The sequence below is a fragment of the Microvirga massiliensis genome (assembly GCF_001006805.1).
GTDB lineage: Bacteria > Pseudomonadota > Alphaproteobacteria > Rhizobiales > Beijerinckiaceae > Microvirga > Microvirga massiliensis.
In genome coordinates, this window is record NZ_LN811350.1 from 426,278 (window position 1) to 449,166 (window position 22,889).

The window sequence follows — 22,889 nt, forward strand, 5'->3', positions numbered from 1 at the left end:
GGTTCACACAGCGATCAGCCCTTCACGAGGGGGCAGCCGCCTTCGTTGAGTGGCCGGAACGCTTCTTCGGCCGGGATCGTCGCGAGGAGCTTGTAGAGGTCCCATTCTCCCTTCGATTCCGCAGGCTTCTTGACCTCGAAGAGATACATGTCGTGGATCTTGCGCCCGTCGGCGCGGATCTTGCCCTTGCCGAACAGCGGATCGTCGGTCGGCATCTCCTTCATCTTGGCGATAACCTTGGTCGGGTCCTTGTCCTTCAGGCTTTCGACTGCCTTGAGGTAGTGCAGGACGCCAGCATAGACGCCGCCCTGAACCATGGACGGCATGGCGCCGCCGTGCCGCTCGGCAAAGCGCTTCGAGAAGGCGCGCGTGCCGTCATTCTGATCCCAGTAGAAGGCTTCCGTGAGCACGAGTCCCTGTGCGGTTTGGATACCCAGAGCGTGAATGTCGTTGATGAAGATCAGGAGGCCGGCCAAGCTCTGCCCACCCTGCGTGATCCCGAAATCGGCCGCAGCCTTGATGGCGTTGATCGTGTCGCCGCCGGCATTGGCGAGGCCGATCACCTTCGCTCCCGAGCTCTGTGCGGAGAGCAGGAAGGACGAGAAATCGGTCGCCGACAGCGGATGCCTCACGGATCCGAGCACCTTGCCGCCATTCTTGGTTACCACGGCTGACGTATCGCGTTCGAGCGCATGGCCGAAGGCATAATCGGCCGTGATGAAGAACCAGGTATTGCCGCCCCTCTGCACCATCGCCTTGCCGGTGCCGTTGGCGAGCGCCCAGGTGTCATAGGTCCAGTGGATCGTATTCGGCGAGCATGCCGAACCCGTGAGGTCGGAGGTGCCGGCGCCGGAATTGATGAAGACCTTGTTCTTGTCTCGCGAGACCTGGGCCACGGCCAGCGCCACGGACGAGGTCGGGACGTCCAAGATCACGTCGACGCCGTCCTGATCGTACCAGCGCCGCGCGATCGTTGCGCCGATATCCGGCTTGTTCTGGTGGTCCGCGGAGATGATCTCGACCTGGATTCCCTTCTCGGCGGCCTTGAAGTCTTCGACGGCCATCCGGGCCGCAACCACGGAGCCTTCACCCGACAGGTCGGCATAGAGGCCGGATCGATCGTTTAGGACGCCGAGCTTGACCTGGATCTGCGCCTGGGCCGCGCTGCCCAGGGCGAGCGCGCCGCACAAGGCAGCGAGCGAGACCAGTGACTTGAATTTCATCTCGTTGAACCTCCGCTTGATTGAGTCTTGTGTCCTGGACCATCGCAGGGCGCACGAATAGGGCGTGTTGTCGATTCGAAGATGTCTCGCCCCACCGGAACTCCTGCCGCCACACCGTCCCCGTCACGACGACGGCCTCGGGCCCATTCCGGCCCATTCCGGACCGGTTATGGCCCATACACCGAAGCCGATCTCCCGGTGAATGTCGAGGGCCGTGATCGCGCGAACCTCTCCACGCTTTTGTCATCGGACAACCTTTGCGGAGATCGATTGTCCGCGCCGGCCGAAAATGCAGGGATCGGATCCGCCGTGCAGAGCTGCCCGTCGTGCCGGATCGAACGGTATCAGCGCTGCAGCGGCGGATGGCCGGCCTCGATCCGGGACAGGAAGAGTTCGACGCTCGGAAGTATGCGCTCGACGATAACCTCGACGCCTCGCGCGGTGGGATGGAGCCCATCCGGCAGGTTGAGACCGGGTTCTCCGGCGACGCCGTCCAGGAAGAACGGGTAGAGCACCAAGCCATGCTTCTCCGCGATGTCCCGGTATAGCCCGTCGAATGCACGGACATATTCGGGGCCCAGATTGCGGCTTGCGAACATGCCCGCGAGCATGACGGATATCCCCCGAGCCTTCAGGCGTTCGACGATCGTCTCGATGGCGCGACGCGTCACGGCGGGATCGATGCCGCGAAGCATGTCGTTGGCCCCGAGTTCCACGATGACGCCGGACGTGCCTTCCGGAACGGACCAGTCGAGCCGCTCGAGGCCTGCGGAGGCCGTATCGCCCGATACGCCCGCATTGGCGATCTCGACATCGTGACCTCGCGCCCGGAGGGCCTTTTCGAGGACCACGGGGAACGCCGCCTGGGCCGGGAGGCCGTAGCCGGCCGTCAGGCTGTCTCCCAGCGCCACGATCCTGAGGCGATCGCCGGAGGCAGGGCTCTGCGCGAAACAGGGCAGCGGCTGGACAGCGAGGAAGGCAAGGACGCAGGCCGCGAGACATGCGCGGACCCGTCCGACTTGGCGCATCATGCGTGTCAGTCCCATATGTGCGGGGCCGGCGAACCGGAGCGGGTCACCGGCAGGAAGGCTCTGGTGGCCCATATGAGGCCGGGGCCATACGGTGAACAGGCCACCGACGCGAGTTCGGATGAGCCTGGGGCGAGGCCGGCCGGAGCGGATCGGCGCAGGAAGTCGGGTGGACCAGGATGAATGACAAGACGATCGCGCTGCACGACGTGGAGTTGAGTCTCGGCCGCGGGGCAGCGCGGGTCCACATCCTGAAGGGGATCTCGCTCGAGGTCGAACGCGGTGAGGCGGTGGGCCTCGTCGGTCCCTCGGGGTCCGGCAAGTCGACGCTCCTGATGACCATCGCGGGCCTCGAACAGCCGGATTCCGGGCAGGTCGTCATCGACGGAACCGATCTGTCGCGCCTCGACGAGGATGCGCTCGCCCGGTTTCGGGGACGCCGGATCGGGATCGTGTTCCAATCCTTTCATCTCGTGCCGACTATGACGGCGCTCGAGAATGTCGCGCTTCCTCTTGAGCTCGCAGGACGCGACGATGCGTTCGCGAAGGCGGAAGCGGAACTCGCGGCCGTGGGCCTCGGCGAGCGGCTGCATCATTACCCGGCTCAGCTCTCTGGCGGTGAGCAGCAGCGCGTGGCGATTGCCCGCGCCCTCGTGCCGAACCCCGCGATCCTGGTCGCCGACGAGCCGACCGGAAATCTCGACGAGGGGACCGGCTCATCGATCATCGACCTCCTCTTCGCCCTGAAGGCGGAGCGGGGCGCGACGCTCGTCCTCGTCACGCACGACCTGTCCCTGGCTCGCCGCTGCGACCGCACGATTCGCCTGCGCTCCGGGCGCATCGAGGCGGATGCGACCGCCCCTGCACCCGTCCTCGTCTGAAAGTTTCCCGATGCACGGTTCGCTCGCTGCAAGTCCGCGCCCGGTTCGCGGCGTCGCACTCCCCCTCGTGCTGCGCCTCGCCTTGCGCGAGCTGCGCAGCGGGCTGAAGGGATTTGGCATCTTCCTGGCATGCATTGCGCTCGGAGTCGGGACGATTGCCGGCGTGTCGTCGGTCTCTCGCTCCTTGACCGAGGGACTCACGCGGGAGGGCCGCAAGATCCTCGGCGGCGATATGGCGTTCAATCTCATCCACCGTGAGGCGAGCCCGGCCGAGCGCGCCTGGTTCGAGACGCAGGGTGATCTGTCGGTCATCGCCATGATGCGGGCCATGGCCATGGCCGGCGAGAAAGGGTCCGGACTCGTCGAGCTCAAGGCGGTGGACAATTCCTATCCGTCGAGCGGCGAGGTTGTGACGGAACCGCCCGGCGCGTTGCCGGAGGTTCTCGCAGAGCGCGACGGCGCATTCGGCGGGATCGTCGATTCGGCGCTTCTTGCGCGTCTCGACCTGAAGCTCGGTGAGCGGATCACCGTCGGCCAGGCCACGATCGAGCTGCGCGCGACCCTGGTATCCGAACCCGACAAGATCGCGAGCGGGATCGGGTTCGGGCCGCGCCTGCTGATCTCTGACGGAGCCTTGCGCGCGACCGGGCTCCTGGAGCCGGGGAGCCTCGTCCGGTGGAGTTACCGCATAAACCTGCCGGAGGGCGCCTCCGATGCGGCCCTCGCGCGCGTCGAGGCGGAAGCCGGAACGCGTTTCCCGGAGGCCGGCTGGGGAATCCGCACGCGCACCAACGCCGATCCGCGCTTCGCGCGCAATATCGAGCGGTTCACCCAGTTCCTGACGCTCGTCGGCTTCACTGCCCTCCTCGTCGGCGGCGTGGGCGTCGCCAATGCCGTGCGTGGCTTCGTGGACCGTAAGCGCGCCTCGATCGCGACGCTGAAGAGTCTCGGCGCGCCGGGCAGCCAGGTCGTCGGCCTCTATCTCGTCCAGGTGCTGCTGATCGCTTCGCTGGGCATCCTCATCGGGCTCGCCTTCGGAGCCATTCTTCCCTTCGCGGTGGATGCGGCCTTCGGGTCATTCCTGCCGATCCCGCTCGAGCCGACGCTCGCGCCGGTCGAACTCGCAACGGCGTTACTCTATGGGCTCCTGACGGCTTGCGCCTTCGTGATCGTCCCGTTGGGGCGCGCCCATGATGTTCCGGTTTCGGGGCTCTTCCGGGACCATGTCGATCCGGGACGGCGCTGGCCGAGGCGCCGTTATCTCGTTGCCGTTCTCGTGTCGGTCGTGAGCCTCGTCGGCCTGTCGCTGGTCGCGGCTTATGACCGCAAGATCGCGCTGATCTTCATCGGAGCGGCGGCCGGGGCCTTCGTGCTCCTGCGCCTCGTTGCATCGGGCGTGATGGCGCTCGCCCGCAGGCTGCCGCGGCCGCGTACCGCCGCGCCGCGGCTTGCCCTCGCCAATATCCATCGGCCCGGCGCCCTCACGCCGTCGCTCGTCCTGTCGCTCGGACTCGGGATCACGCTGCTCGTGACCCTGGCCGTCGTCGACGGCAATCTCACCCAGCAGCTCACACGGACGCTGCCCGCGAAGGCGCCGAGCTTCTTCTTCCTCGATATTCCGAATCGAGAAGCGGAGCGATTCGAGGCTTTCCTGCACGGCAAGGTGCCGAACGCGGAGATCGATCAGGTGCCGATGATGCGCGGCCGGCTCGTGTCGCTGCACGGAGTGCCGGTCTCTGAGATCAAGGCTGCCGAAGACATCGCATGGGTGCTCGAAGGCGATCGCGGCATCACCTACGCCCGAGACGTGCCCGAGGGCTCGACCATCGTCGCGGGCTCCTGGTGGGAGCCCAATCATACGGGCTCGAATCTGGTCTCGTTCGACAAGCGCATCGCCGACGGGCTGGGTCTCGGTCTCGGCGACGAGGTCACCGTCAACGTGCTCGGCCGCAACGTGACAGCGAAAGTCGCGAGCCTCCGCACCGTGGAATGGCGGACCCTCGGAATCAATTTCGTGATGGTCTTCTCCCCGAACACCTTTGCGGGCGCCCCGCACACCCACCTCGCGACGATTACCGTGCCGGACGGAGATGACAGGAGCTTCGAGGCCAGCCTCCTGCGCGACGTCGCCCGGGAATATCCGTCGATCACGAGCGTCCGGGTCAAGGATGCCCTGGAGGCGGTCAATGACGTCGTGTCTCAGCTCGTCACGGCGATCCGCGGGGCGAGCGCGATCGCGCTGATCTCGAGCCTCCTCGTCCTCGCCGGAGCCCTCGCGGCGGGGCACCGGGCGCGCCTCTATGATGCCGTCGTGCTGAAGACGATCGGGGCGACCCGGTCCCATCTGCTGCTCGCCTATGCCCTCGAATATGGAGGCCTCGGCGCAGCCACCGCGCTGTTCGGCCTGGTGGCCGGGACCACCGCGGCCTGGTTCATCGTCACCGACGTGATGAACATGACGTTTGCACCGTATCTGACGGGCGCGCTACTTGCCGCAGCCTTGGCGGTTCTCGTGACGGTTACGCTCGGCCTTGCCGGCACCTGGCGTATTCTCAGTCAAAAGCCGGCACCATACTTGCGAAATCTTTAACCTACTCTGCTCCTGAACCACAGATGCCGGTCGTTCAATCAGCGGAACGAAATCCCTCGACTTCGTTTTTTCTTGCGGGGGCGAGAACTAGAGGCGCAAGCCTCTTGCGTAGCTTGATCTGAGCGCTCATATTCTTCTCAACGCTGGAGGTCGGCGGACCAGGGCATCGTACGCCCTCGAGGCTCGATCCATGCGGAGAGCCATTCTTTCGAGAGGACTCTGATGCAACAACCGTATCAGCAGAAGCAAGCCTACGGCGCTGGCTTTGCCCGAAGCGCCGTGCAGGTCGACCAAGGCCTGCGGACGTTCATGCTGGGCGTCTACAACAACATGATTCTGGGCTTGGCGATCTCTGCGGTCGTCGCGCTCGGCATCAACATGCTCGCCGTCGCCGATGCCTCCACGGGCGTTGCGCGGATGGGAGGCGTGTACCTGACAGAGTTCGGTCGCCTGCTCTACGGCACCCCGCTGATGTGGGTTGTCGCGCTGGCGCCGCTCGCGTTCATCTTCCTGTTCTCCTTCCGGATGGACCGGATGACGGCCGCCTCCGCGCGGACAACGTTCTTCGTCTTCGCGGCGGTCATGGGCGCGTCGCTGTCGACGCTGCTCATCCGCTATACGGGCGCGAGCGTCGTGCAGGTGTTCTTCATCACGGCGGCCTCATTCGGTGCGCTCAGCCTGTGGGGCTACACCACGAGCCGTAGCCTGTCCGGCATCGGATCGTTCCTGATCATGGGCGTGGTCGGCCTGATCATCGCCTCGATCGTGAACATCTTCCTGGCCTCGAGTGCGCTGCAGTTCGCTATCTCGGTGATCGGCGTCCTGATCTTTGCGGGCCTGACCGCCTACGACACGCAGAAGCTCAAGGAGATGTATCTCTACGGGAACTATGACAGCGAGGCTGCGGCGAAGGTGTCGGTCTTCGGTGCCCTGACCCTCTACCTCGACTTTATCAACATGTTCCAGTTCCTGCTCGCCCTCTTCGGGAGCCGCAACGAGTAAGCGGCACGGCAGAGAAGAGCCTTTGGAGGCGCTCCGGTTTCGCACCGGGGCGCTTTTTCTTTGGCGGGAGGTCGTCGGGCGGGACTGCATGACTTGCGGTGGCCCATCGAGTAGGAACCCGAGCTCGCTATTCTACCGAGCGCCCCGCGATGAATCTGACGATTCGCCCGAGCCGGGATGATGATCTTCCTGCGGTGACCGCCATCTACGCGGACGCAGTGTTGCACGGCACCGCATCATTCAAACTCACTCCGCCCTCCGAGGACGAAATGACCCGGCGCCGGGCTGTCCTGCTCGACTCCGGCTATCCGTTCCTCGTCGCGGAGTGCGATGGAGCCGTCGCGGGCTACGCCTATGCGGGGGCCTATCGCAGCCGCCCAGCCTATCGTTCGACGGTCGAAGATTCGATCTATGTCGCCCGCGAGGCCCGTCGGCAGGGTGTCGGTGCAGCGCTCCTGCCGGCGCTGATTGCAGCCTGTGAGCAGCTGGATTTCCGCACCATGATCGCCGTGATCGGCGACAGCAACTCCGCCGGATCGATCGGTCTGCACCGCCGTTGCGGCTTTCGGGAGGTCGGCATCCTGGAGGGAGTCGGCTACAAGCACGGCCGTTGGCTCGACAGCGTGCTGATGCAGCGAAGGCTCGGGCCCGGCATGGGCGCCCCCCCGCCCTGGCACGAGTCGATGACCCGGTGATCGTACCGTCATCACGAGCACAGCGAAGTATTCCGATCCGGCGCGTCCAGGCTGGATCGCTTCGCCTGCGGCTCGCGATGACGAGGGAGCAGTTGAGGGACCCGGCCAAGCCGGGATCTGTTTACGAGACGAGACGGACCGGTTTGTCGATCACCCGCAGGACGCGGTCGAGTTCGTGCCCGCGTTTCAGGATGAGGCCCGTGGCAGACACGACCGAGTATGCTCCCTGTCGCCGGGTCAGGCTCGGGTCTTTCACGATCCGGTAGAGTGGGACTTCTGACGACCGGCGGAAGACCGAGAACACGGCCCGATCGCGGGTGAAATCGATGGCGTAATCCCGCCACTCACCCGCCACGACCTTGCGTCCATAGAGATCGAGGATGAGACGCAGCTCGGCTCGGGTGAAGGAAACCTGGTGGTGCGCGGCGGGAAGACTGACCCCAGGGTCGAGACCGCCGCGCAGCGGCTCCACGCTCTCACCCTCGCTCATGCCCCCTCCCTCTCCTGATCAGTAACATTTCCGTCTTTATGATGGGCTCCACCGGCAATGGGTGCAACAGGCCCGAATGCCGCTTCGGGTCGGCAACGCCGAATTCCACAATCCCGCCTCAATCGCGCCTTTCGCCGGCCCCACTGCATGGCGATACGTAAGCCGTTGCCTCGACGGCCCGGCGTTCTGTCTCGCCGGACACGTCAGCCCCCCAGCCCCCCGGGGTTTCGGAGCGTCGGGCCACTCTTCTCGAGGCATAGGCCGCCCACCGGGCGGCCTTTCTTTTGCCCGTTTTCGGCATCGTTGCACGGCCTACCGCGCCTGGGCGTGGTATTCCGGATTGGGCCGCATATCGACGGCGGATGCCATCCGGTTCGACATATTGAAGAAACTCGCCGTGGCGGCGATGTCCCAGATGTCCCGGTCCGAAAAACCGTGATCGCGAAGCCGCTGGCGGTCTTCCGCCTCGACGGCCCATGGTGCCTCCGAGAGCTTGTGGGCGAAATCGAGCATCGCTCTGTGCCGCGGATCGAGGTCGGCCGAGCGGTAATTCATCACGAGGAACTCTCCGAGCACCGGATCGCCCGAGAGCTGCCGGACCGCTGCTCCATGCGCCGTGAGGCAATAGAAGCATCGGTTGTGGCTCGAAACGACGACGGCGATCATCTCCCGCTCGAGTTTCGACAGTCCCGAGGGCCCGAGCATGAGGTCATTGTAGAAATCGGCAAAGGCTTCGAGCTTCGCGTTGTCGAGGGAATAGGCGCGAAGCACGTTCGGGACGAATCCGATCTTGCCGTCGCATTTTTCGAAATAGGCTTTCATCTCCGCCGAGAGCTCGCCCGGCGGGCAATCGAGATCCATGACCCTTTCATTGTTCTGAGGTCTGGGCCGGAGGCCGGATTCGGGCTTCTTGGGGCGTGGCTGGTCCATATCGGCCTCCTTGTTTAATCGCCGCGGCAGCCCGGACGAAAGCTCCGGTGCCGACGCTATCGGTTTGCTGCTGTATTCTGGACTGGTGCGTCGGGGTCCTGAATGGACGATTTCCGCAGGCTACGCGACCTCGGCCTGACCGCCGAACCGGTTAGAGGCTGTTCCGGAGGCTTCCGAGTTTGTTCTGCCGACATCCGCGGGAGCTGACGGTTGCAGGGCTCCGCCGGTTCCACGGCCACGCGGGAACTGACTGTTGCGAGGGCTGCACGTTCGTGTCAACGCTTGCGGCGAGGCGCTTGCGTTTCCGTTGAAGCGCTTCCCGTCTTGGTTTCGAACGCCTTTTCCGGGGCAAGCCGGCTGGTTCCACGGAAAGGGTTCCGGCGCCGCCGGAGGGCGGTGCTGGCCGCACAGGGGAAGACATGGTCAGCGACGAAGTCACGACGTATGGCGAATCCGCGAATGCGGGGGTCATGACGGAAATCGAAGCGGCATCCACGGATACGCCACGCGATTTCGTGCGGGATCTGTTCGGGCGGGTGCCTGCGGAAGATCTCGCAGCATATAGCCCTGCTACGCTCGCAGATCTCGCACATCACGCCTTCGAGCACCTGAAGGAACGCCCGTCGCCGGGTGCGGACATCCAGCTCCTGGATCTCGACATCGAACGTCATGGACGGACGCGCGAGCTCACCATCGTCGAGGTCGTGAACGACAACATGCCGTTCCTCCTCGATTCAACGCTCGCGGAGATCGTCGACCAGGGTTACGAACCCGTTCTGGTCGCGCATCCGATCCTGGAGGTCGAGCGCGATTCGTCCGGGCATCTCGTCCGGCTCGGGGGCGACGCGACGGCCCAGATGCAGGGTTCCTCCCGCCGCGAGAGTTTCATCCATATCCATCTCGACCGGGTCGACGATGAGGAGGCCCGTCGCCGTCTGATCGAAGGTCTCCGGCAGGTCTATGCGGATGTCGCCGTCGCGGTCGCGGATTGGGCGCGGATGAGGGCACGGATCGCCGAGATCGTCGTCGAATACCGCCGCTCTCCGCCTCCGCTTCCCGCCGACGAGGTCGCGGAAGCGATCGCCTTCCTGGACTGGCTGGCAAACGACAACTTCACGTTCCTGGGGCTTCGCGAGTATCGCCTCCCGGCCGGCGATACCGCAGCCGATCCGATCGAGGGATCCGGCCTCGGCCTCCTGCGTGACCCTTCCGTGAAAGTTCTCCGGCGCGGCCGCGAACTCGTCGTCATGACACCGGAAGTGCGCGCCTTTCTGGCTCGCCGGCATGCGCTCTTCATCACGAAGGCGAACGTGAAGTCACGCGTCCACCGGCGTGCGCACCTCGACTATATCGGGATCAAGAATTTCAATGCCCGAGGCGTGCTGGAAGGCGAACTGCGTCTCGTGGGCCTGTTCACCGCGAGCGCCTACACGAACACCACCGCGGAGGTGCCTTATCTCCGGCACAAGGTCGCGAAGCTTCTCGCCCGCGCGGGCTTCGATCCGGCGAGCTATGCGGGCCGCGCACTGCGCAATGTCGCAGAGAGTTACCCGCGCGACGAGCTCTTCCAGGTCGATGACGAGACTCTTTACCGCTTCGCGCTCGCGATTCTGAATCTGTCGGAGCGCCCGCGCGTGCGGGCCCTCGCCCGGCCGGACGAATTCGAACGCTTCGTCTCCGTTCTCGTCTTCATCCCGAAAGATCACTACGACAGCCAGATCCGGCGCCGGGTCGGAGATTTTCTGGCCCGGGTCTATGGCGGCCGCGTTTCTGCGGCCTATCCCGCCTATCCCGAAGGGCCGCTGGCGCGCACGCATTTCATCATCGGCCGCGATGGCGGGCCCATTCCGCAGATCGACGAGCAGACGCTCGAACGTGGCATCGGGGCGATCGCCCGGACATGGGGCGATGCGCTCCGGGATGAGCTCATGTCCGGGATCGGCGAAGCACGGGCGCGCGCCCTCGCCCAGTCCTATGCCGGCGCTTTCACGGCTGCTTACCGCGAGGCCTTCGATGCCCGGCACGCGATCGGCGACATTCTCATTCTCGAGCAACTCTCGGACGCGCGCCCGCGCGCGGTCGACCTCTACCGGCGCGAGGGTGATGATGAGACGCGCGTCAACCTGAAGGTCTTCTCGCGCGGCGCTGCGCTGCCGCTCTCGGTCCGGGTTCCGCTTCTGGAGAATCTCGGCTTCCGCGTGGTGAACGAGAGAACCTACCGGGTGGTGCCGGCAGGAGCCACGGATGCCGACCGGATCTGGCTGCACGATATGACGCTCGAACGAGCCGTGGGCGGGCCGATCGCGATCGCCGAAATCCAGGGGCCGATCGAGGCCGCGCTCCTCGCGCTGTTCAGAGGACTGGCGGAATCCGACGGCTTCAACCGTCTCGTGCTCGAGGCGGGGCTCGGCTGGCGCGACGTCGCGATGGTGCGAGCGCTCGCACGTTATCTGCGCCAGGCCCGGATCGCCTTTGCTCAGGAATACCTCGCCGAGACATTGGCGCGCCACGCCAGGATCACCCACAAGATCATCGAACTGTTCTATGCACGGTTCGATCCCCGGGAGGATGCCTCCGGGAGATCCGACAACGAGGCACGCCTGCGACGCGAGCTGGAGCAGGATCTCGCGACGGTCACGAGCCTCGACGACGATCGCATTCTCAGACGCTTCGCCAATCTCGTAGAAGCGGCAGTCCGTACGAATTTCTTCCAGATCGACCCGAGTGGTCTGCCGCGGCAGACCATCGCCTTCAAATTCGAGTGCGCGCGGGTAGATGCGCTTCCGCTCCCGCGTCCTCTCTACGAGATCTTCGTGTATTCGCCGCGCGTCGAAGGCGTGCACATGCGCTTCGGAAAAGTCGCGCGCGGCGGATTGCGGTGGTCCGATCGCCCGCAGGATTTTCGCACCGAAGTGCTCGGGCTCGTCAAGGCGCAGCAGGTCAAGAATGCCGTGATCGTCCCGGTCGGTGCGAAAGGCGGCTTCGTTCCGAAGCAGCTGCCGCCTCCGAGTGATCGGCAAGCCTGGCTCGCGGAAGGCCAGGAAAGCTACAAGATCTTCATTCGCACGCTGCTGCAGCTCACCGACGATATCGAAGGCGATACGATCGTGCCGCCGGTCGATACCGTTCGCCATGATGGCGACGATCCATACCTCGTCGTTGCCGCCGACAAGGGGACCGCGACGTTCTCGGACATCGCGAATGCGCTCTCCGCGGAAAAGGGCTTCTGGCTCGGGGATGCATTCGCGTCCGGCGGGAGCCACGGCTACGACCACAAGAAGATGGGCATCACCGCCCGCGGCGCCTGGGTCGCGGTGAAACGCCATTTCCGGGAAATGGATATCGATGTCCAAACGATGCCGGTGACGGTCGCGGGAATCGGAGATATGTCCGGCGACGTCTTCGGGAACGGCATGCTGCAGTCGCGGGCCGTCAAGCTCGTGGCGGCTTTCGATCATCGTGACATCTTCCTGGATCCCGATCCGGATCCGGAGGCCTCGTTCCGGGAGCGAGAACGCCTGTTCGATCTGCCCCGATCGAGCTGGCAGGATTACGATCGCGCTCTGATCTCCGCCGGTGGTGGTGTGTTCTCCCGGCAGGCGAAGTCGATTCAGCTCTCGCCTCAAGTACAGGCCGTGCTCGGGCTCGACCGGGCGGAAGCAACGCCGGCCGAGGTAATGAGCGCAATCCTCAAGGCCCCCGTCGACCTCCTCTGGTTCGGTGGAATTGGGACCTATGTACGCGCGTCCTCCGAGACGGATGACCAGGTCGGCGATCGCGCGAACGATGCCATTCGCGTCACCGGAGCCGAGCTGCGCGCCAAGGTCGTCGGTGAGGGCGCTAATCTCGGGTGCACCCAGCGCGGGCGGATCGAGGCGGCCCTGAACGGCGTCCGGTTGAACACGGATGCGATCGACAATTCGGCAGGCGTGAACACCTCCGACCTCGAGGTGAATATCAAGATAGCCCTTGCTCCGCCCGAACGCGCGGGCCGACTCGATCCTACAGCGCGCGATGCGCTCCTCGTCGACATGACGGACGAGGTCGCGGCGCTCGTCCTGCGCAACAACTACCTGCAGACGCTCGCGCTCTCGCTGGCCGAACGGCGCGGAAATGCGGAGCTCGGCTTCGCCAGCCGCCTCATGCAGAATCTCGAGCGGGCCGGTCGCCTCGACCGAAGTGTCGAACAGCTTCCGGGTGAAGCAACGCTCGCGGAACGGGTTCGTACCGGCAAGACCCTCACGCGGCCGGAACTCGCCGTGTTGCTGGCTTATGCAAAACTCTCCCTCCACGACGAACTGCTCGAGAGCCCCGTTCCGGACGATCCGTATCTTGGAAAGGAACTCGATCGCTACTTTCCGACGGAGTTGCGTGAACGCTTTCCGGAAGCGATCGGCAACCACCGGCTGCGGCGCGAGATCATCGCGACGCAACTCGCAAATGCGATCATCAATCGCGGCGGACCCGCGGTCGTGCCGCGCCTCGCCGATCAGACCGGCGCCGACGGCCCGACGATCGCTGCGGCCTATACGGCGACGCGCGATACGTTCGACCTGATCGAGCTGAATGCAGCCGTCGATGCCCTCGATGGCCGCATTGCCGGAGCTCTGCAGCTTCGCCTGTATGCCGATCTCCAGGATCTCGCGATGAGCCGCACCGTCTGGTTCATCCGCCACGTCGACCTCACCAAGCCGCTCGAGCGGATCGTCTCGCGGTATCGTGGCGGCGTCTCGGAGATCGAGCGCAATCTTCCGCGCATCCTCTCCCCGGAGGCACGGGCTATCTGGGAACAGCGGACGAAGGTGCTGACCGATCAAGGCGTGCCTCAACATCTTGCGGAGCGGATCGCCGCGATTCCCGATCTCATGGCCGTTCCCGACATCGTCCTGGTCACCGACAGAACCGGGCATGATGTTCTCGACGTCGGGGCCACCCATTTCGCAGTCGAAGCCGCGTTCCGTCTCGGTGCGCTCATCAGCGCCGCACGCGAGGCGCCCACGATCGAGCATTACGACCGCCTGGCCCTCGAACGCGCCATCGACGGAATCGCCACGTCGCACCGGGCTCTCACGAGCGAAGCCATGGCTACCGGCCTGCAAGGCGCTGAGGCCGTACGGGCGTGGAGCGAAGAACGGAGCGCCGAGGTGAACCGGATCCGGACGGCGGTCGAGAGCATCGCAGCATCCGGCTTGACGGTCTCGAAAGCGAGCGTTGCGGCGAACCTTCTGGGTGACCTGACGCGGATCTGATGCAAACGGTCGAAGCGTCATCCGAGCTGCGGGAGCGATCTCTCGCGTCCGCGCATGCCATTGCGCCGGCTGCAGTGCCGCGCCGCGCCATTCTGGGCTGGATCCTGTTCGACTGGGCGTGCCAGCCCTTCTTCACGCTGGTGACGACCTTCGTCTTCGCGCCTTACTTCGCGGCATCCCTCGCGCCGGATCCCGTTACCGGCCAGAGCCTGTGGGGTTACGCGACCGCGTTCGCAGGGCTGACTCTTGGCTTTCTCTCGCCGGTCCTCGGCTCGATCGCCGATGCGAGCGGGCCGCGCAAGCCCTGGATCGTGGCCTGCGGGGTGCTGCTCGTCGTCTCCTCCGCGGCGCTCTGGTTCGCGGAGCCGGGCGCCAGTTATGCGATCGGGTTGGCGCTCGTCGCCTTCGCGATCGGGACGGTGTCGGTCGAGATCGCGACGGTCTTCAACAATGCGATGATGCCGATGCTCGTGCCACCGGAGCGTCTCGGCCGCCTGTCGGGTGCGGGATGGGCGATGGGCTATGCCGGCGGTCTCGTCTCGCTCGTCGTCGTTCTGGGCTTTCTGGCCGCGACGCCGTCGGGCAAGACCTATTTCGGCATCGACCCCCTGTTCGGACTCGATCCGATGGTGCACGAGGGAGATCGCGCCGCCGGTCCGTTCTCGGCCCTGTGGTTCATCGCCTTCGTGTGGCCGCTTCTTCTCTTCACGCCCGACGCGCCGCGTCGCGGCCGTCCCATGCGGGAATCCGTCAGGCAGGGACTGGTGCAGCTCCGGAGCACGCTTCGCGAAGCCCGGCAACGTCCGGATCTCGTGCGCTTCCTCGCCGCCAACATGGTCTACCAGGATGCGCTGGTCGCGCTGTTCGCATTCGGCGGCATTTATGGCGCGGGCGTTTTCGGCTGGACGGCGGTGGAACTCGGGCTGTTCGGGATTCTTCTCACGATCACCGGGACGATCGGTGCGCTCATCGGCGGGCGCCTCGACGACCGCTTCGGCGCCAAGGCGGTCATTGTCTGCGCGATCGTCACGCTCGCTCTCGTGTGCCTCGGCGTGCTCTCGCTCGGCCGCGATCATGTCCTGTTCGGGATCGCGACACCGGCACGTGTCCCCCAGGATGGCCTGTTCGCGACCATCCCCGAGCAGGTCTTCGTGGCCCTCGGGCTCGTCATCGGTGCGGTCGCCGGCCCGCTCCAGGCCTCATCGCGGACCTTTCTCGCGCGGCTCGTCCCGGCATCGGAGGCCGGGCGCTATTTCGGCCTGCTGGCGCTGTCCGGAAAGGTCACGTCCTTCCTGGCGCCGCTCTGCGTGGCGCTCGCGACGGACGTCTTCGAGACCCAGGCCGCAGCCCCGGCCGTGCTCATCCTGTTCTTCGCGGCCGGCCTGACGCTGATCGCGGGCGTGCGCCGCGTCTGATAATAGACAAACTTGCATCCATTATCCTTGGGTAATACCTTTCCGAGGGGAGTCCTTACCTGACGCAAGAATGGCAACCGTAACCGCAAAAGGCCAAGTCACCATTCCCAAATCCGTGCGCGATTTTTTGGGAATCGTTCCCGGTAGCGAGGTGGAGTTCCGCCGCGCCGCCGACGGCACCGTGGTGCTCACGCGTGCGGACGCTAAACGGCCAGCAAGCCGGTTTGCCAAGCTCCGTGGCCATGCCGGCGAAGGGCTTGACACTGACACGATCATGGCGCTGACGCGCGGAGAAACGTGACTCTGGTCGACACCAACGTTCTGCTCGATCTCGTCACCAATGATCCGAACTGGGCAGACTGGTCGATTGCGAAGCTCGAAGCCGCCTCACTGAACGGGCCGTTGCAGATCAACGACGTCGTCTATGCGGAGCTTTCAGTCCGCTATAGTCGGATCGAAGATCTCGACGCATTTCTCGACGAGGCTGGTCTTGAAATCGTTCCGATACCAAGAGCGGCTCTGTTCCTCGCTGGAAGGGTGTTTACTCAATATCGCAAATCAGGTGGATCGCGCACCGGTGTGCTACCGGATTTCTTCATCGGTGCTCATGCTGCCGTCAGCGAACTGCCGCTGATCACGCGTGACGTTGGCCGCTACCGAACTTATTTTCCGTCGCTGAGACTGATCGCGCCCGAGTCCTAAATGGCTCCCTGTCAGGCCGCGAGCTACGGCACGGATCCTGATCCAAGTTCATGGCGCCTCTCAGAGTAGAGAGAAGAACTCTCTCGGGAGTCGCTCGCCTTATGAGACTGACACGACAATGATCGCGTCAGCACCGATATTGACGTCTGCACGGCCGAGTTGTTTCTCGTCAGTGAAGTGTCCAAGCCAACCTGATCGGCCTCAGGAAACCGTGACGGCCGTTCCGGCCGCGGTCACCATGAGCATGCTCTCACCCTGGCCGACAGCGCCATAGTCGAGATCGACGCCGACAATCGCATTGGCCCCGAGCCTCTGCGCTTCGGAGACCATGTCCTCGATCGCCGCGTTGCGGCTGTCGCGCAGAACGCGCTCATAGGCGCCCGAGCGGCCGCCGAGGAAATCGCGCACGGAGGCGAGAAGATCGCGAAACACGTTGGCTCCCAGGATCGCCTCACCGGAGACGATGCCGTGATAGGCAACGATCCGCTTGCCTTCGATGGATGGCGTCGTGGTGACGATCATGGACGGCTCCTCGCAGCGTTCGACGCAAGCGAGATGGTGCTCGCGTCGCATCTGTCCAGATCGGTGAGGGCGCCGCCGACGTTTGCGAACACAAGCCTCAATGCCGGAAATGCCGGTGGCCGGTGAACACCATCGCGAGGCCAGCCTCGTCGGCGGCGCGGATCACCTCGGCATCGCGCATGGAGCCGCCCGGCTGGATCACCGCCGTCGCACCGGCTTCTGCAGCGGCGAGCAATCCGTCCGCAAACGGAAAGAAGGCATCGGACGCGACGACCGAACCCTTGGCGAGGCTCTCGGAGAGCCCGGCCTGGCGGGCAGCCTCGGCCGCTTTCCAGGCAGCGATGCGCGAGGAATCGACGCGGCTCATCTGGCCCGCGCCGATCCCGACGGTGGCGCGTTCCTTGGCATAGACGATCGCGTTCGACTTCACGTGTTTCGCGACCCGGAACGCGAAGCGCAGATCCTCGAGCTCCTGGTCGGTCGGTGCCCGCTGCGTGACGACCTTGAGCTCCATGTCGTCGACAACGGCATTGTCGCGGCTCTGCGTAAGGAACCCTCCAGCCACGGTCCTCACGGTGAACCCGGTCTGGCGCGGATCCGGCAATCCACCGGCCAGAAGAAGGCGCAGATTCTTCTTCGTGCCGACGATCGCGATCGCCTCCTCGGTCGCATCCGGCGCGATGATCACTTCCGTGAAAATCTCGACGATCTTGCGCGCCGCTTGCGCATCGAGCGTCCGGTTGAGAGCGACGATGCCCCCGAAGGCCGAGACGGGATCGCACGCAAGGGCCCGCTCATAGGCCGTGATCAGGTCGTCGCCCTCCGCGACGCCGCATGGATTGGCATGCTTTACGATCACGACGGCGGCCGTGCGCGCCGGGTCGAACTCTCCGACGCATTCGAAGGCCGCATCGGTGTCGTTGATGTTGTTGTAGGAGAGCTGCTTGCCCTGGACCTGACGCGCGGTGGCCACGCCGGGGCGGCGGTCCGGCGTCCGGTAGAATGCGGCACGCTGGTGCGGGTTCTCACCGTAGCGCATCGGCTCCGCGAGCACGCCGCCGAGCGCTCGATAGGCCGGGGTCGCCTCGCCGATCTCGCCGGCGAGCCAGTTGGAAATCGCAGCATCGTAGGCGGCCGTCCGCGCATAAGCCTTCTGCGCGAGGCTGCGGCGCAAAGTATGGGTGATCGAGCCGTCGTGCGTCTCGAGATCCTCGAGCACTGCGACATAGTCCTGCGGGTCTACGACCACGGCGACATCGCGATGGTTCTTGGCGGCGGCCCTGATCATGGCCGGGCCGCCGATATCGATGTTCTCGATACAGGCCTCGAAGGGCTCGCCGGCGGCCACCGTCGCCTCGAAGGGGTAGAGATTGACCACGAGGAGATCGATGAGCCCGATGCCATGGGCGAGCATCGCAGCTTGGTGTTCGGGATTACCCCGGATCGCGAGGAGGCCGCCATGCACGCCCGGATGCAGCGTCTTCACGCGGCCATCCATCATCTCGGGATAGCCCGTGACGTCGCTGACGTCGCGTACGGTGAGACCGGCGTCGACGAGGGCCTTGCGGGTCCCGCCCGTCGAGATGAGTTCGACATCGCGGGCGGCGAGGACCCGCGCGAAATCCACAAGTCCGTCCTTATCCGACACGGACAGTAGAGCGCGCCCGATGCGCTTGAGATCACTCGGCATGGCGGGGCTCCGCAGCCTTAATCAAGGAAAAGCCGGGCACTATCACGGATGTTCCGATCGCGAAACGGCCTCCTTCGACTGCAAGCGGGCGTCGGTTCCCCTTGGAGCTGGCTCAGAGGAGTTCCGGAATCCGCGCGCTGTCCGGGGCAATTGCCTCCGGGGCTCGGTCTAGCCGCTCGAAGCGCCAGCGCACCGAAGGCGTCACCGCGGGCCGAAGAGTCAGCACGATCTGCCGGGTTCGGCGCGGCCCTTCCGTGGCGGAGAAGAACACGCTGTCCTCGATCTGCGGCTCCAGCGCCGCCTCGAACTGCCAAGCCTCACGATTGGGCAGGATCAACGTGATGACGCTGCTCCGCTCGGCAAGGGTGGCCCGCACGCCGGGTGCAAGGTGGAAGCGGATCTCTGCCTCGAGATCCTCGGCCAGCGGCGCCTCCGGGACGAAGCCGTCCTCCCCTTCGAGACGGCGCCCGTCGCCCGACAGCTGCCAGCGACGCTCGTGACGGAGACCGTAGCGCGTCCGATACCCGTCATGGCTCGCGTCGAGACTCAGGATCTGGTCGCGATCGTTGCGTTCCGCCGCAATGGCGTGAGGGCCACTGAGCACCACCGGCCCGAGCCGATCGATGAGCCAGCCGGCCAGCAACCGATCCAGCCAGGGGCCGTTCCGGTCGAGGAAGCGACAGGAAGAGGCCCTCTGCACCGAGGCCGTGGAGTGCGCCGGCGTCGAACGCGCGATCCGGACGACGTCCTTCCCAGCCGTGCGGGGCAGGCCGCAATTGATGATGATCCGCTGCGCGCCGCTCGAGAACTCGAAGGAAAGGCAGCCCGCGCCTGCGCAGGCGGAGAGGCTCACGGGCGGCGCCGGTCCCACATCCGCGATGACGAGCGTGCGTCCGGCCTCGAGCCTTTGATATCCGGAATGCGGTGCCTGATGGATCGGCCGGCTGCGCATGTCGTCGTAGGTCAGGAGCGTCGCGACATGGCCCGCAACGGTGGTCCCCATCCCGTTCATGTGCGTGAGGGTGCCGTCTCCATGGCGGAACAGGCGCAGCATCGGCAGCATGCGATCGACGGCACGAAGAAGCGCCTCGGGAATATCGAGCTGCCGGCTCGCAAAGATCTGGCGAAGCGGCAGGAGATCGAAGAGGAGGTCCACGAGCGACTGCGGATTGCGGCTGATATGGCCACCATCCGGAAGGATCTGCCGATCCAGCTCGCGGGAGAGCATCCGGGTGCCGTGGCGGAGATCGGAGTCGAGTCCCTCGCAGCACAGCCCGGCGTAGCAGAGACCGATGGCGGCGGCGAGCCGGTGCTGGGGCAGCGGGTGCGTCCCTGCTGCGTGGCGGAGATCTCTCACGGCACGCCCGATCGCGCGCAGGAACCTCTGATAGAAGGTGTGGTCAGCGCCTTCCAAGATCAGCGGCGATTGGCTGATCCAGGAGATCAGGCGACGCGACAGGACGGGAATCTCGCCGGACAGCTTCGGTGCCCGGCCGTTTCGGCTGATGAATTCATCGACCAGGGAGCGCGCATTCGCCTGGGCGAGCGGGGTACCGGCGGCTCTGAGATGACGGAGCCAGCCGAAGCCGTAGAGAGCCTCGCCCCAGGCCCGGGACGGTGCGTCGAAGGAGAAGGGCGAACGCCCGCCCGTCGAGAGGGCCCTCCCGGAAAAGACGAAGTGTCCCGCATAGATATCGCCCGCGACGGTAGGATCCGCGGTGCGAAGATCCTGCGGCGCGAGGAGCAAGCGCTTGGGCCGACCCGAGCCCGGACGCAAAGCCGCGAGCGCACGGGCCGCCCCACCCCGCAGGGCGTGACCAGCCTCGCGCGCCGCCAGCCCGTAAAGCTGCCAGTGCTCACGCTTCCGGTCCACGCGCATTCCTCGAGGCTCGAGAGACGACTCTACCGGATGGCCCCACGCCAGGAGCCGGCACTGCGATGACCTCCGAGCCGCCGCGCTCCGAGGTTTCATGCAGGGCGGATCGACCGCAGGGTCGGTAGGGAACTCGCATTGTGTCAGGATAGGCTGCGAAGGTCGCCGAATGGTTAATCTTTGGTCACCGGGATGCGAAGAAACACCGCGAGGTCGCGCCCCGGCGGTTTGCTTCTATCTCAGGATGCGCGCTCGAACCGCGCGGCGAAAAAGCCGTCCACGCCACCGGGCACCGACGGCACGCTCACGGGCAGGGTTCGCAAGTCGCCGTTGGTTGTCAGCCACCCGCTCTCCCCTCCGACATCCTGAATCGTGATCGGAATGCGTCGAAAATCGGGCCACGCCGCAAGAAACCGCGCCGCCTGATGCTCTCCTTCCTCCGGTTCGAGGGAGCAGGTGCAGAAGACGAGGCGCCCGCCCGGCCGCACGAGGCGCGCCGCGGTATCGAGGAGGCGGGTCTGAAGCGCGACCAGCTTGTCGAGATCCACGGCACTCTTGGTCCAAGCGGCATCCGGGTGCCGCCGCAGGGTGCCGGTTGCGGAGCACGGCGCATCGAGGAGGATGGCGTCGAATGGCTCGGTGGTGAGGGTCTGGGCATCTGCGGTCATGGTCTCGGCCTCGAGGCCGAGCCGCTGCAGGTTCTCCCGAAGGCGATCGAGCCGCTTCGCGGACCGGTCGACCGCAAGAACCTCCGCTCCGGCCGCGGCGAGCTGTGCCGTCTTGCCTCCCGGAGCGGCGCAGAGGTCCGCAATGCGCTCGCCGGCCCGAGGCTGCAGGATGCGCGCGGGCAAGGCCGCCGCCGCGTCCTGCACCCACCAGGCTCCCTCCGAGAAGCCGGGAAGTTCCCGGATTGAGGCCCGGTCGGCCAGCCGGATGCTGCCGGTCGGCAGGAGCGTACCGCCGACCTCGCTCGCCCAGGAGGCGGCGGATGCCGGATCCTTCGGCGTCAGATCGACGGTGGCGCCGCTCCTGTGAGCGGCAGCGATCGCGACGGCCTGCTCGCCATAATGGGCGAGCCACCGTTCCTTTAACCAATCGGGCGCGTCGAGCCAGGGCGCGTCCGCAGACAGGATCGCCTCCCGCTCGCGCACGAGGCGGCGCAGAACGGCATTGACGAGGCCCGCGGCGTGGCGCGTGGCAGGCTCGTCCCGGGCGAGCCTCACCATGGTGTCGACCGCGGCATGATCCGGCACGTCGAGGAAGAGAACCTGCGCGGCTCCGGCGGCGAGGAGAGCAAACAGGCCGATATCCTTTGGCAGGCCCCGTTCGAGACGATCGGCAAGGGCCTGCCGGATCGTCCCGAAACGCCGGAAGGCGACGACGGCGATCGCCCGGGCCAGGGCCCCGTCGCGGGCCTCGAGGTCCTCTGCCCGGGTGAGCTCGTCGAGCACGTCGTCGAGCGCGATGCGGCGGCGAAGGACTTCTGCAATGGCACGCGAGGCCACGCGCCGGGCTCCAAGACCGTGACCGGCAGGCGAGGTTCTCTCCGTCACTAGCGTCGAGATCAAAATTCAGCCCCACGGACCGCGCTGGCTGCGCGCCCAGGGGCCCGTTCCCCCACGCGGCTCGGAATCGAAGGCGTGCGGCGGCTGGGCCCCCATCTCGCCGGCAAGCTCGCGCAGGGCGGCGATCCGGTTCTCCGTCGCGGGATGGGTGGAGAAGAGATTGTCCATGCCATGCCCGGAGAGGGGATTGATGATGAACATGGGAGCGGTTGCCGGGTGGCGCTCCGCGTCCGGGTTCGGAACATGCGCGACGCCGCCCGCGATCTTGGCCAGGGCCGAGGCGAGCCACATGGGCTGCCCGCAGATCATCGCTCCCATGCGATCGGCGTCGTATTCCCGCGTGCGGCTGATCGCCATCTGGATGATCATCGCGGCAAGGGGCGCCAGGATCATGGTGCCGATCATCACGAGCGGATTCGGCCGCTCGCCATCCCGGCCGCCGAACAGGAAGCCGAATTGCGCGAGAGTCGAAATCGCCCCGGCGATCGTGGCGCTCACCGTCATGATGAGGGTGTCGCGATTCTTGATATGGGCGATTTCGTGCGCGAGCACCCCGGCGAGCTCCTCGCGGCTGAGCAACCGCAGGATCCCCGTCGTCGCAGCGACGGCTGCGTTCTCCGGATTGCGTCCGGTCGCGAAGGCATTGGGCTGCGGATTCTCGATCAGGTAGACGCGCGGCATCGGAATCTCGGCCCGCGCCGCGAGATCCCGCACCATGCGGACGAGTTCCGGTGCGGTGCTCTCATCGACCTCGACGGCATGATAGGCCGCGAGCGCCATCCTGTCGGAGTTCCAGTAGGCGAACAGGTTCATCCCGGCGCCGATTAGGAGCGCGATCAGCATCCCGTTCGTTCCACCAAGCAGATAGCCCGCCACGCCGAAGAGCGCCGTGAGCGCCGCTAGCAGGAGACCGGTCTTGATGATGTTCATCGGGGTGTCCACCTCGTCACGAACGCAACCAGCGTTCGCTCGACCACATGTGGGAGCGTTACCGCAAAGGTCCAACACCACGGGCTCGACGGAGCGCCATCGAC

17 protein-coding genes are annotated in these 22,889 nt (G+C 65.6%); 8 read left to right on the plus strand and 9 right to left on the minus strand.

Annotated elements, in window-relative coordinates:
- Positions 1-14: 14 nt before the first annotated feature.
- Both BN1233_RS01965 and BN1233_RS01970 read right to left on the minus strand, forming a co-directional pair.
- Positions 15-1,223 carry an ABC transporter substrate-binding protein gene (locus tag BN1233_RS01965; protein ID WP_046861797.1) on the minus strand — a complete coding sequence of 403 codons (1,209 nt, stop codon included), beginning with the start codon at positions 1,221-1,223 and terminating at the stop codon, positions 15-17.
- A 344-nt stretch (positions 1,224-1,567) separates the two neighbouring features.
- Positions 1,568-2,254, minus strand: coding sequence for an arylesterase (locus BN1233_RS01970; RefSeq protein WP_082145090.1), 687 nt, complete (start codon positions 2,252-2,254; stop codon positions 1,568-1,570).
- A 176-nt stretch (positions 2,255-2,430) separates the two neighbouring features.
- Between BN1233_RS01970 and BN1233_RS01975 the strand changes: the two genes are divergently transcribed.
- From BN1233_RS01975 to BN1233_RS01990, 4 genes are all read left to right on the plus strand, one after another.
- Positions 2,431-3,132, plus strand: coding sequence for an ABC transporter ATP-binding protein (locus tag BN1233_RS01975; protein ID WP_046861798.1), 702 nt, complete (start codon positions 2,431-2,433; stop codon positions 3,130-3,132).
- Positions 3,133-3,142: 10 nt separating this feature from the next.
- Positions 3,143-5,722 carry an ABC transporter permease gene (locus tag BN1233_RS01980; protein WP_046861799.1) on the plus strand — a complete coding sequence of 860 codons (2,580 nt, stop codon included), beginning with the start codon at positions 3,143-3,145 and terminating at the stop codon, positions 5,720-5,722.
- Positions 5,723-5,944: 222 nt separating this feature from the next.
- Positions 5,945-6,724 carry a Bax inhibitor-1/YccA family protein gene (locus BN1233_RS01985; protein WP_046861800.1) on the plus strand — a complete coding sequence of 260 codons (780 nt, stop codon included), beginning with the start codon at positions 5,945-5,947 and terminating at the stop codon, positions 6,722-6,724.
- 149 nt (positions 6,725-6,873) lie between these two features.
- The gene (locus BN1233_RS01990) at positions 6,874-7,419 is read left to right on the plus strand and encodes a GNAT family N-acetyltransferase (protein ID WP_046861801.1); all 546 of its coding nucleotides are present in this window, start codon (positions 6,874-6,876) and stop codon (positions 7,417-7,419) included.
- Positions 7,420-7,540: 121 nt separating this feature from the next.
- On the opposite strand, the gene BN1233_RS01995 is transcribed toward BN1233_RS01990, so the two are convergent.
- Positions 7,541-7,909 carry a DUF2794 domain-containing protein gene (locus BN1233_RS01995; RefSeq protein ID WP_046861802.1) on the minus strand — a complete coding sequence of 123 codons (369 nt, stop codon included), beginning with the start codon at positions 7,907-7,909 and terminating at the stop codon, positions 7,541-7,543.
- A gap of 312 nt (positions 7,910-8,221) precedes the next feature.
- On the minus strand, positions 8,222-8,770 hold the full coding sequence (locus BN1233_RS02000; protein ID WP_244470863.1) for a peroxidase-related enzyme: 549 nt from the start codon (positions 8,768-8,770) through the stop codon (positions 8,222-8,224).
- 488 nt (positions 8,771-9,258) lie between these two features.
- Here BN1233_RS02000 and BN1233_RS02005 point away from each other — a divergent pair, with 488 nt between their 5' ends.
- The 4 genes from BN1233_RS02005 to BN1233_RS02020 all read left to right on the plus strand — a co-directional run bounded on the left by BN1233_RS02005 (position 9,259) and on the right by BN1233_RS02020 (position 16,205).
- Positions 9,259-14,088, plus strand: coding sequence for an NAD-glutamate dehydrogenase (locus BN1233_RS02005; protein WP_052763668.1), 4,830 nt, complete (start codon positions 9,259-9,261; stop codon positions 14,086-14,088).
- On the plus strand, positions 14,088-15,503 hold the full coding sequence (locus tag BN1233_RS02010; protein WP_052763669.1) for an MFS transporter: 1,416 nt from the start codon (positions 14,088-14,090) through the stop codon (positions 15,501-15,503). Before BN1233_RS02005 ends, BN1233_RS02010 begins: the two co-directional genes overlap by 1 nt.
- Positions 15,504-15,573: 70 nt before the next feature.
- Positions 15,574-15,804 (plus strand): AbrB/MazE/SpoVT family DNA-binding domain-containing protein, encoded by a 231-nt coding sequence (locus BN1233_RS02015; protein WP_046861804.1) that lies wholly within the window; start codon positions 15,574-15,576, stop codon positions 15,802-15,804.
- Positions 15,801-16,205 (plus strand): type II toxin-antitoxin system VapC family toxin, encoded by a 405-nt coding sequence (locus BN1233_RS02020; protein ID WP_046861805.1) that lies wholly within the window; start codon positions 15,801-15,803, stop codon positions 16,203-16,205. Before BN1233_RS02015 ends, BN1233_RS02020 begins: the two co-directional genes overlap by 4 nt.
- 201 nt (positions 16,206-16,406) lie before the next feature.
- Here BN1233_RS02020 and BN1233_RS02025 read toward each other — a convergent pair whose 3' ends face one another.
- The 5 genes from BN1233_RS02025 to htpX all read right to left on the minus strand — a co-directional run bounded on the left by BN1233_RS02025 (position 16,407) and on the right by htpX (position 22,785).
- Positions 16,407-16,727 carry a heavy metal-binding domain-containing protein gene (locus tag BN1233_RS02025; RefSeq protein WP_046862375.1) on the minus strand — a complete coding sequence of 107 codons (321 nt, stop codon included), beginning with the start codon at positions 16,725-16,727 and terminating at the stop codon, positions 16,407-16,409.
- Positions 16,728-16,824: 97 nt separating this feature from the next.
- Positions 16,825-18,417 (minus strand): bifunctional phosphoribosylaminoimidazolecarboxamide formyltransferase/IMP cyclohydrolase, encoded by a 1,593-nt coding sequence (gene purH, locus BN1233_RS02030; RefSeq protein ID WP_046861806.1) that lies wholly within the window; start codon positions 18,415-18,417, stop codon positions 16,825-16,827.
- Between the two features lie 112 nt (positions 18,418-18,529).
- A complete protein-coding gene (locus BN1233_RS02035; RefSeq protein WP_074078240.1) occupies positions 18,530-20,296 on the minus strand; it encodes a heparinase II/III family protein in 1,767 nt (588 codons plus the stop codon).
- 233 nt (positions 20,297-20,529) lie between these two features.
- Positions 20,530-21,795, minus strand: a complete 1,266-nt coding sequence (locus BN1233_RS02040; RefSeq protein WP_342341633.1) for an RsmB/NOP family class I SAM-dependent RNA methyltransferase — start codon at positions 21,793-21,795, stop codon at positions 20,530-20,532.
- Positions 21,796-21,861: 66 nt separating this feature from the next.
- Entirely contained in the window at positions 21,862-22,785 is a 924-nt protein-coding gene (gene htpX, locus BN1233_RS02045; RefSeq protein WP_046861807.1) for a zinc metalloprotease HtpX, read from the minus strand.
- Positions 22,786-22,889: the final 104 nt, after the last annotated feature.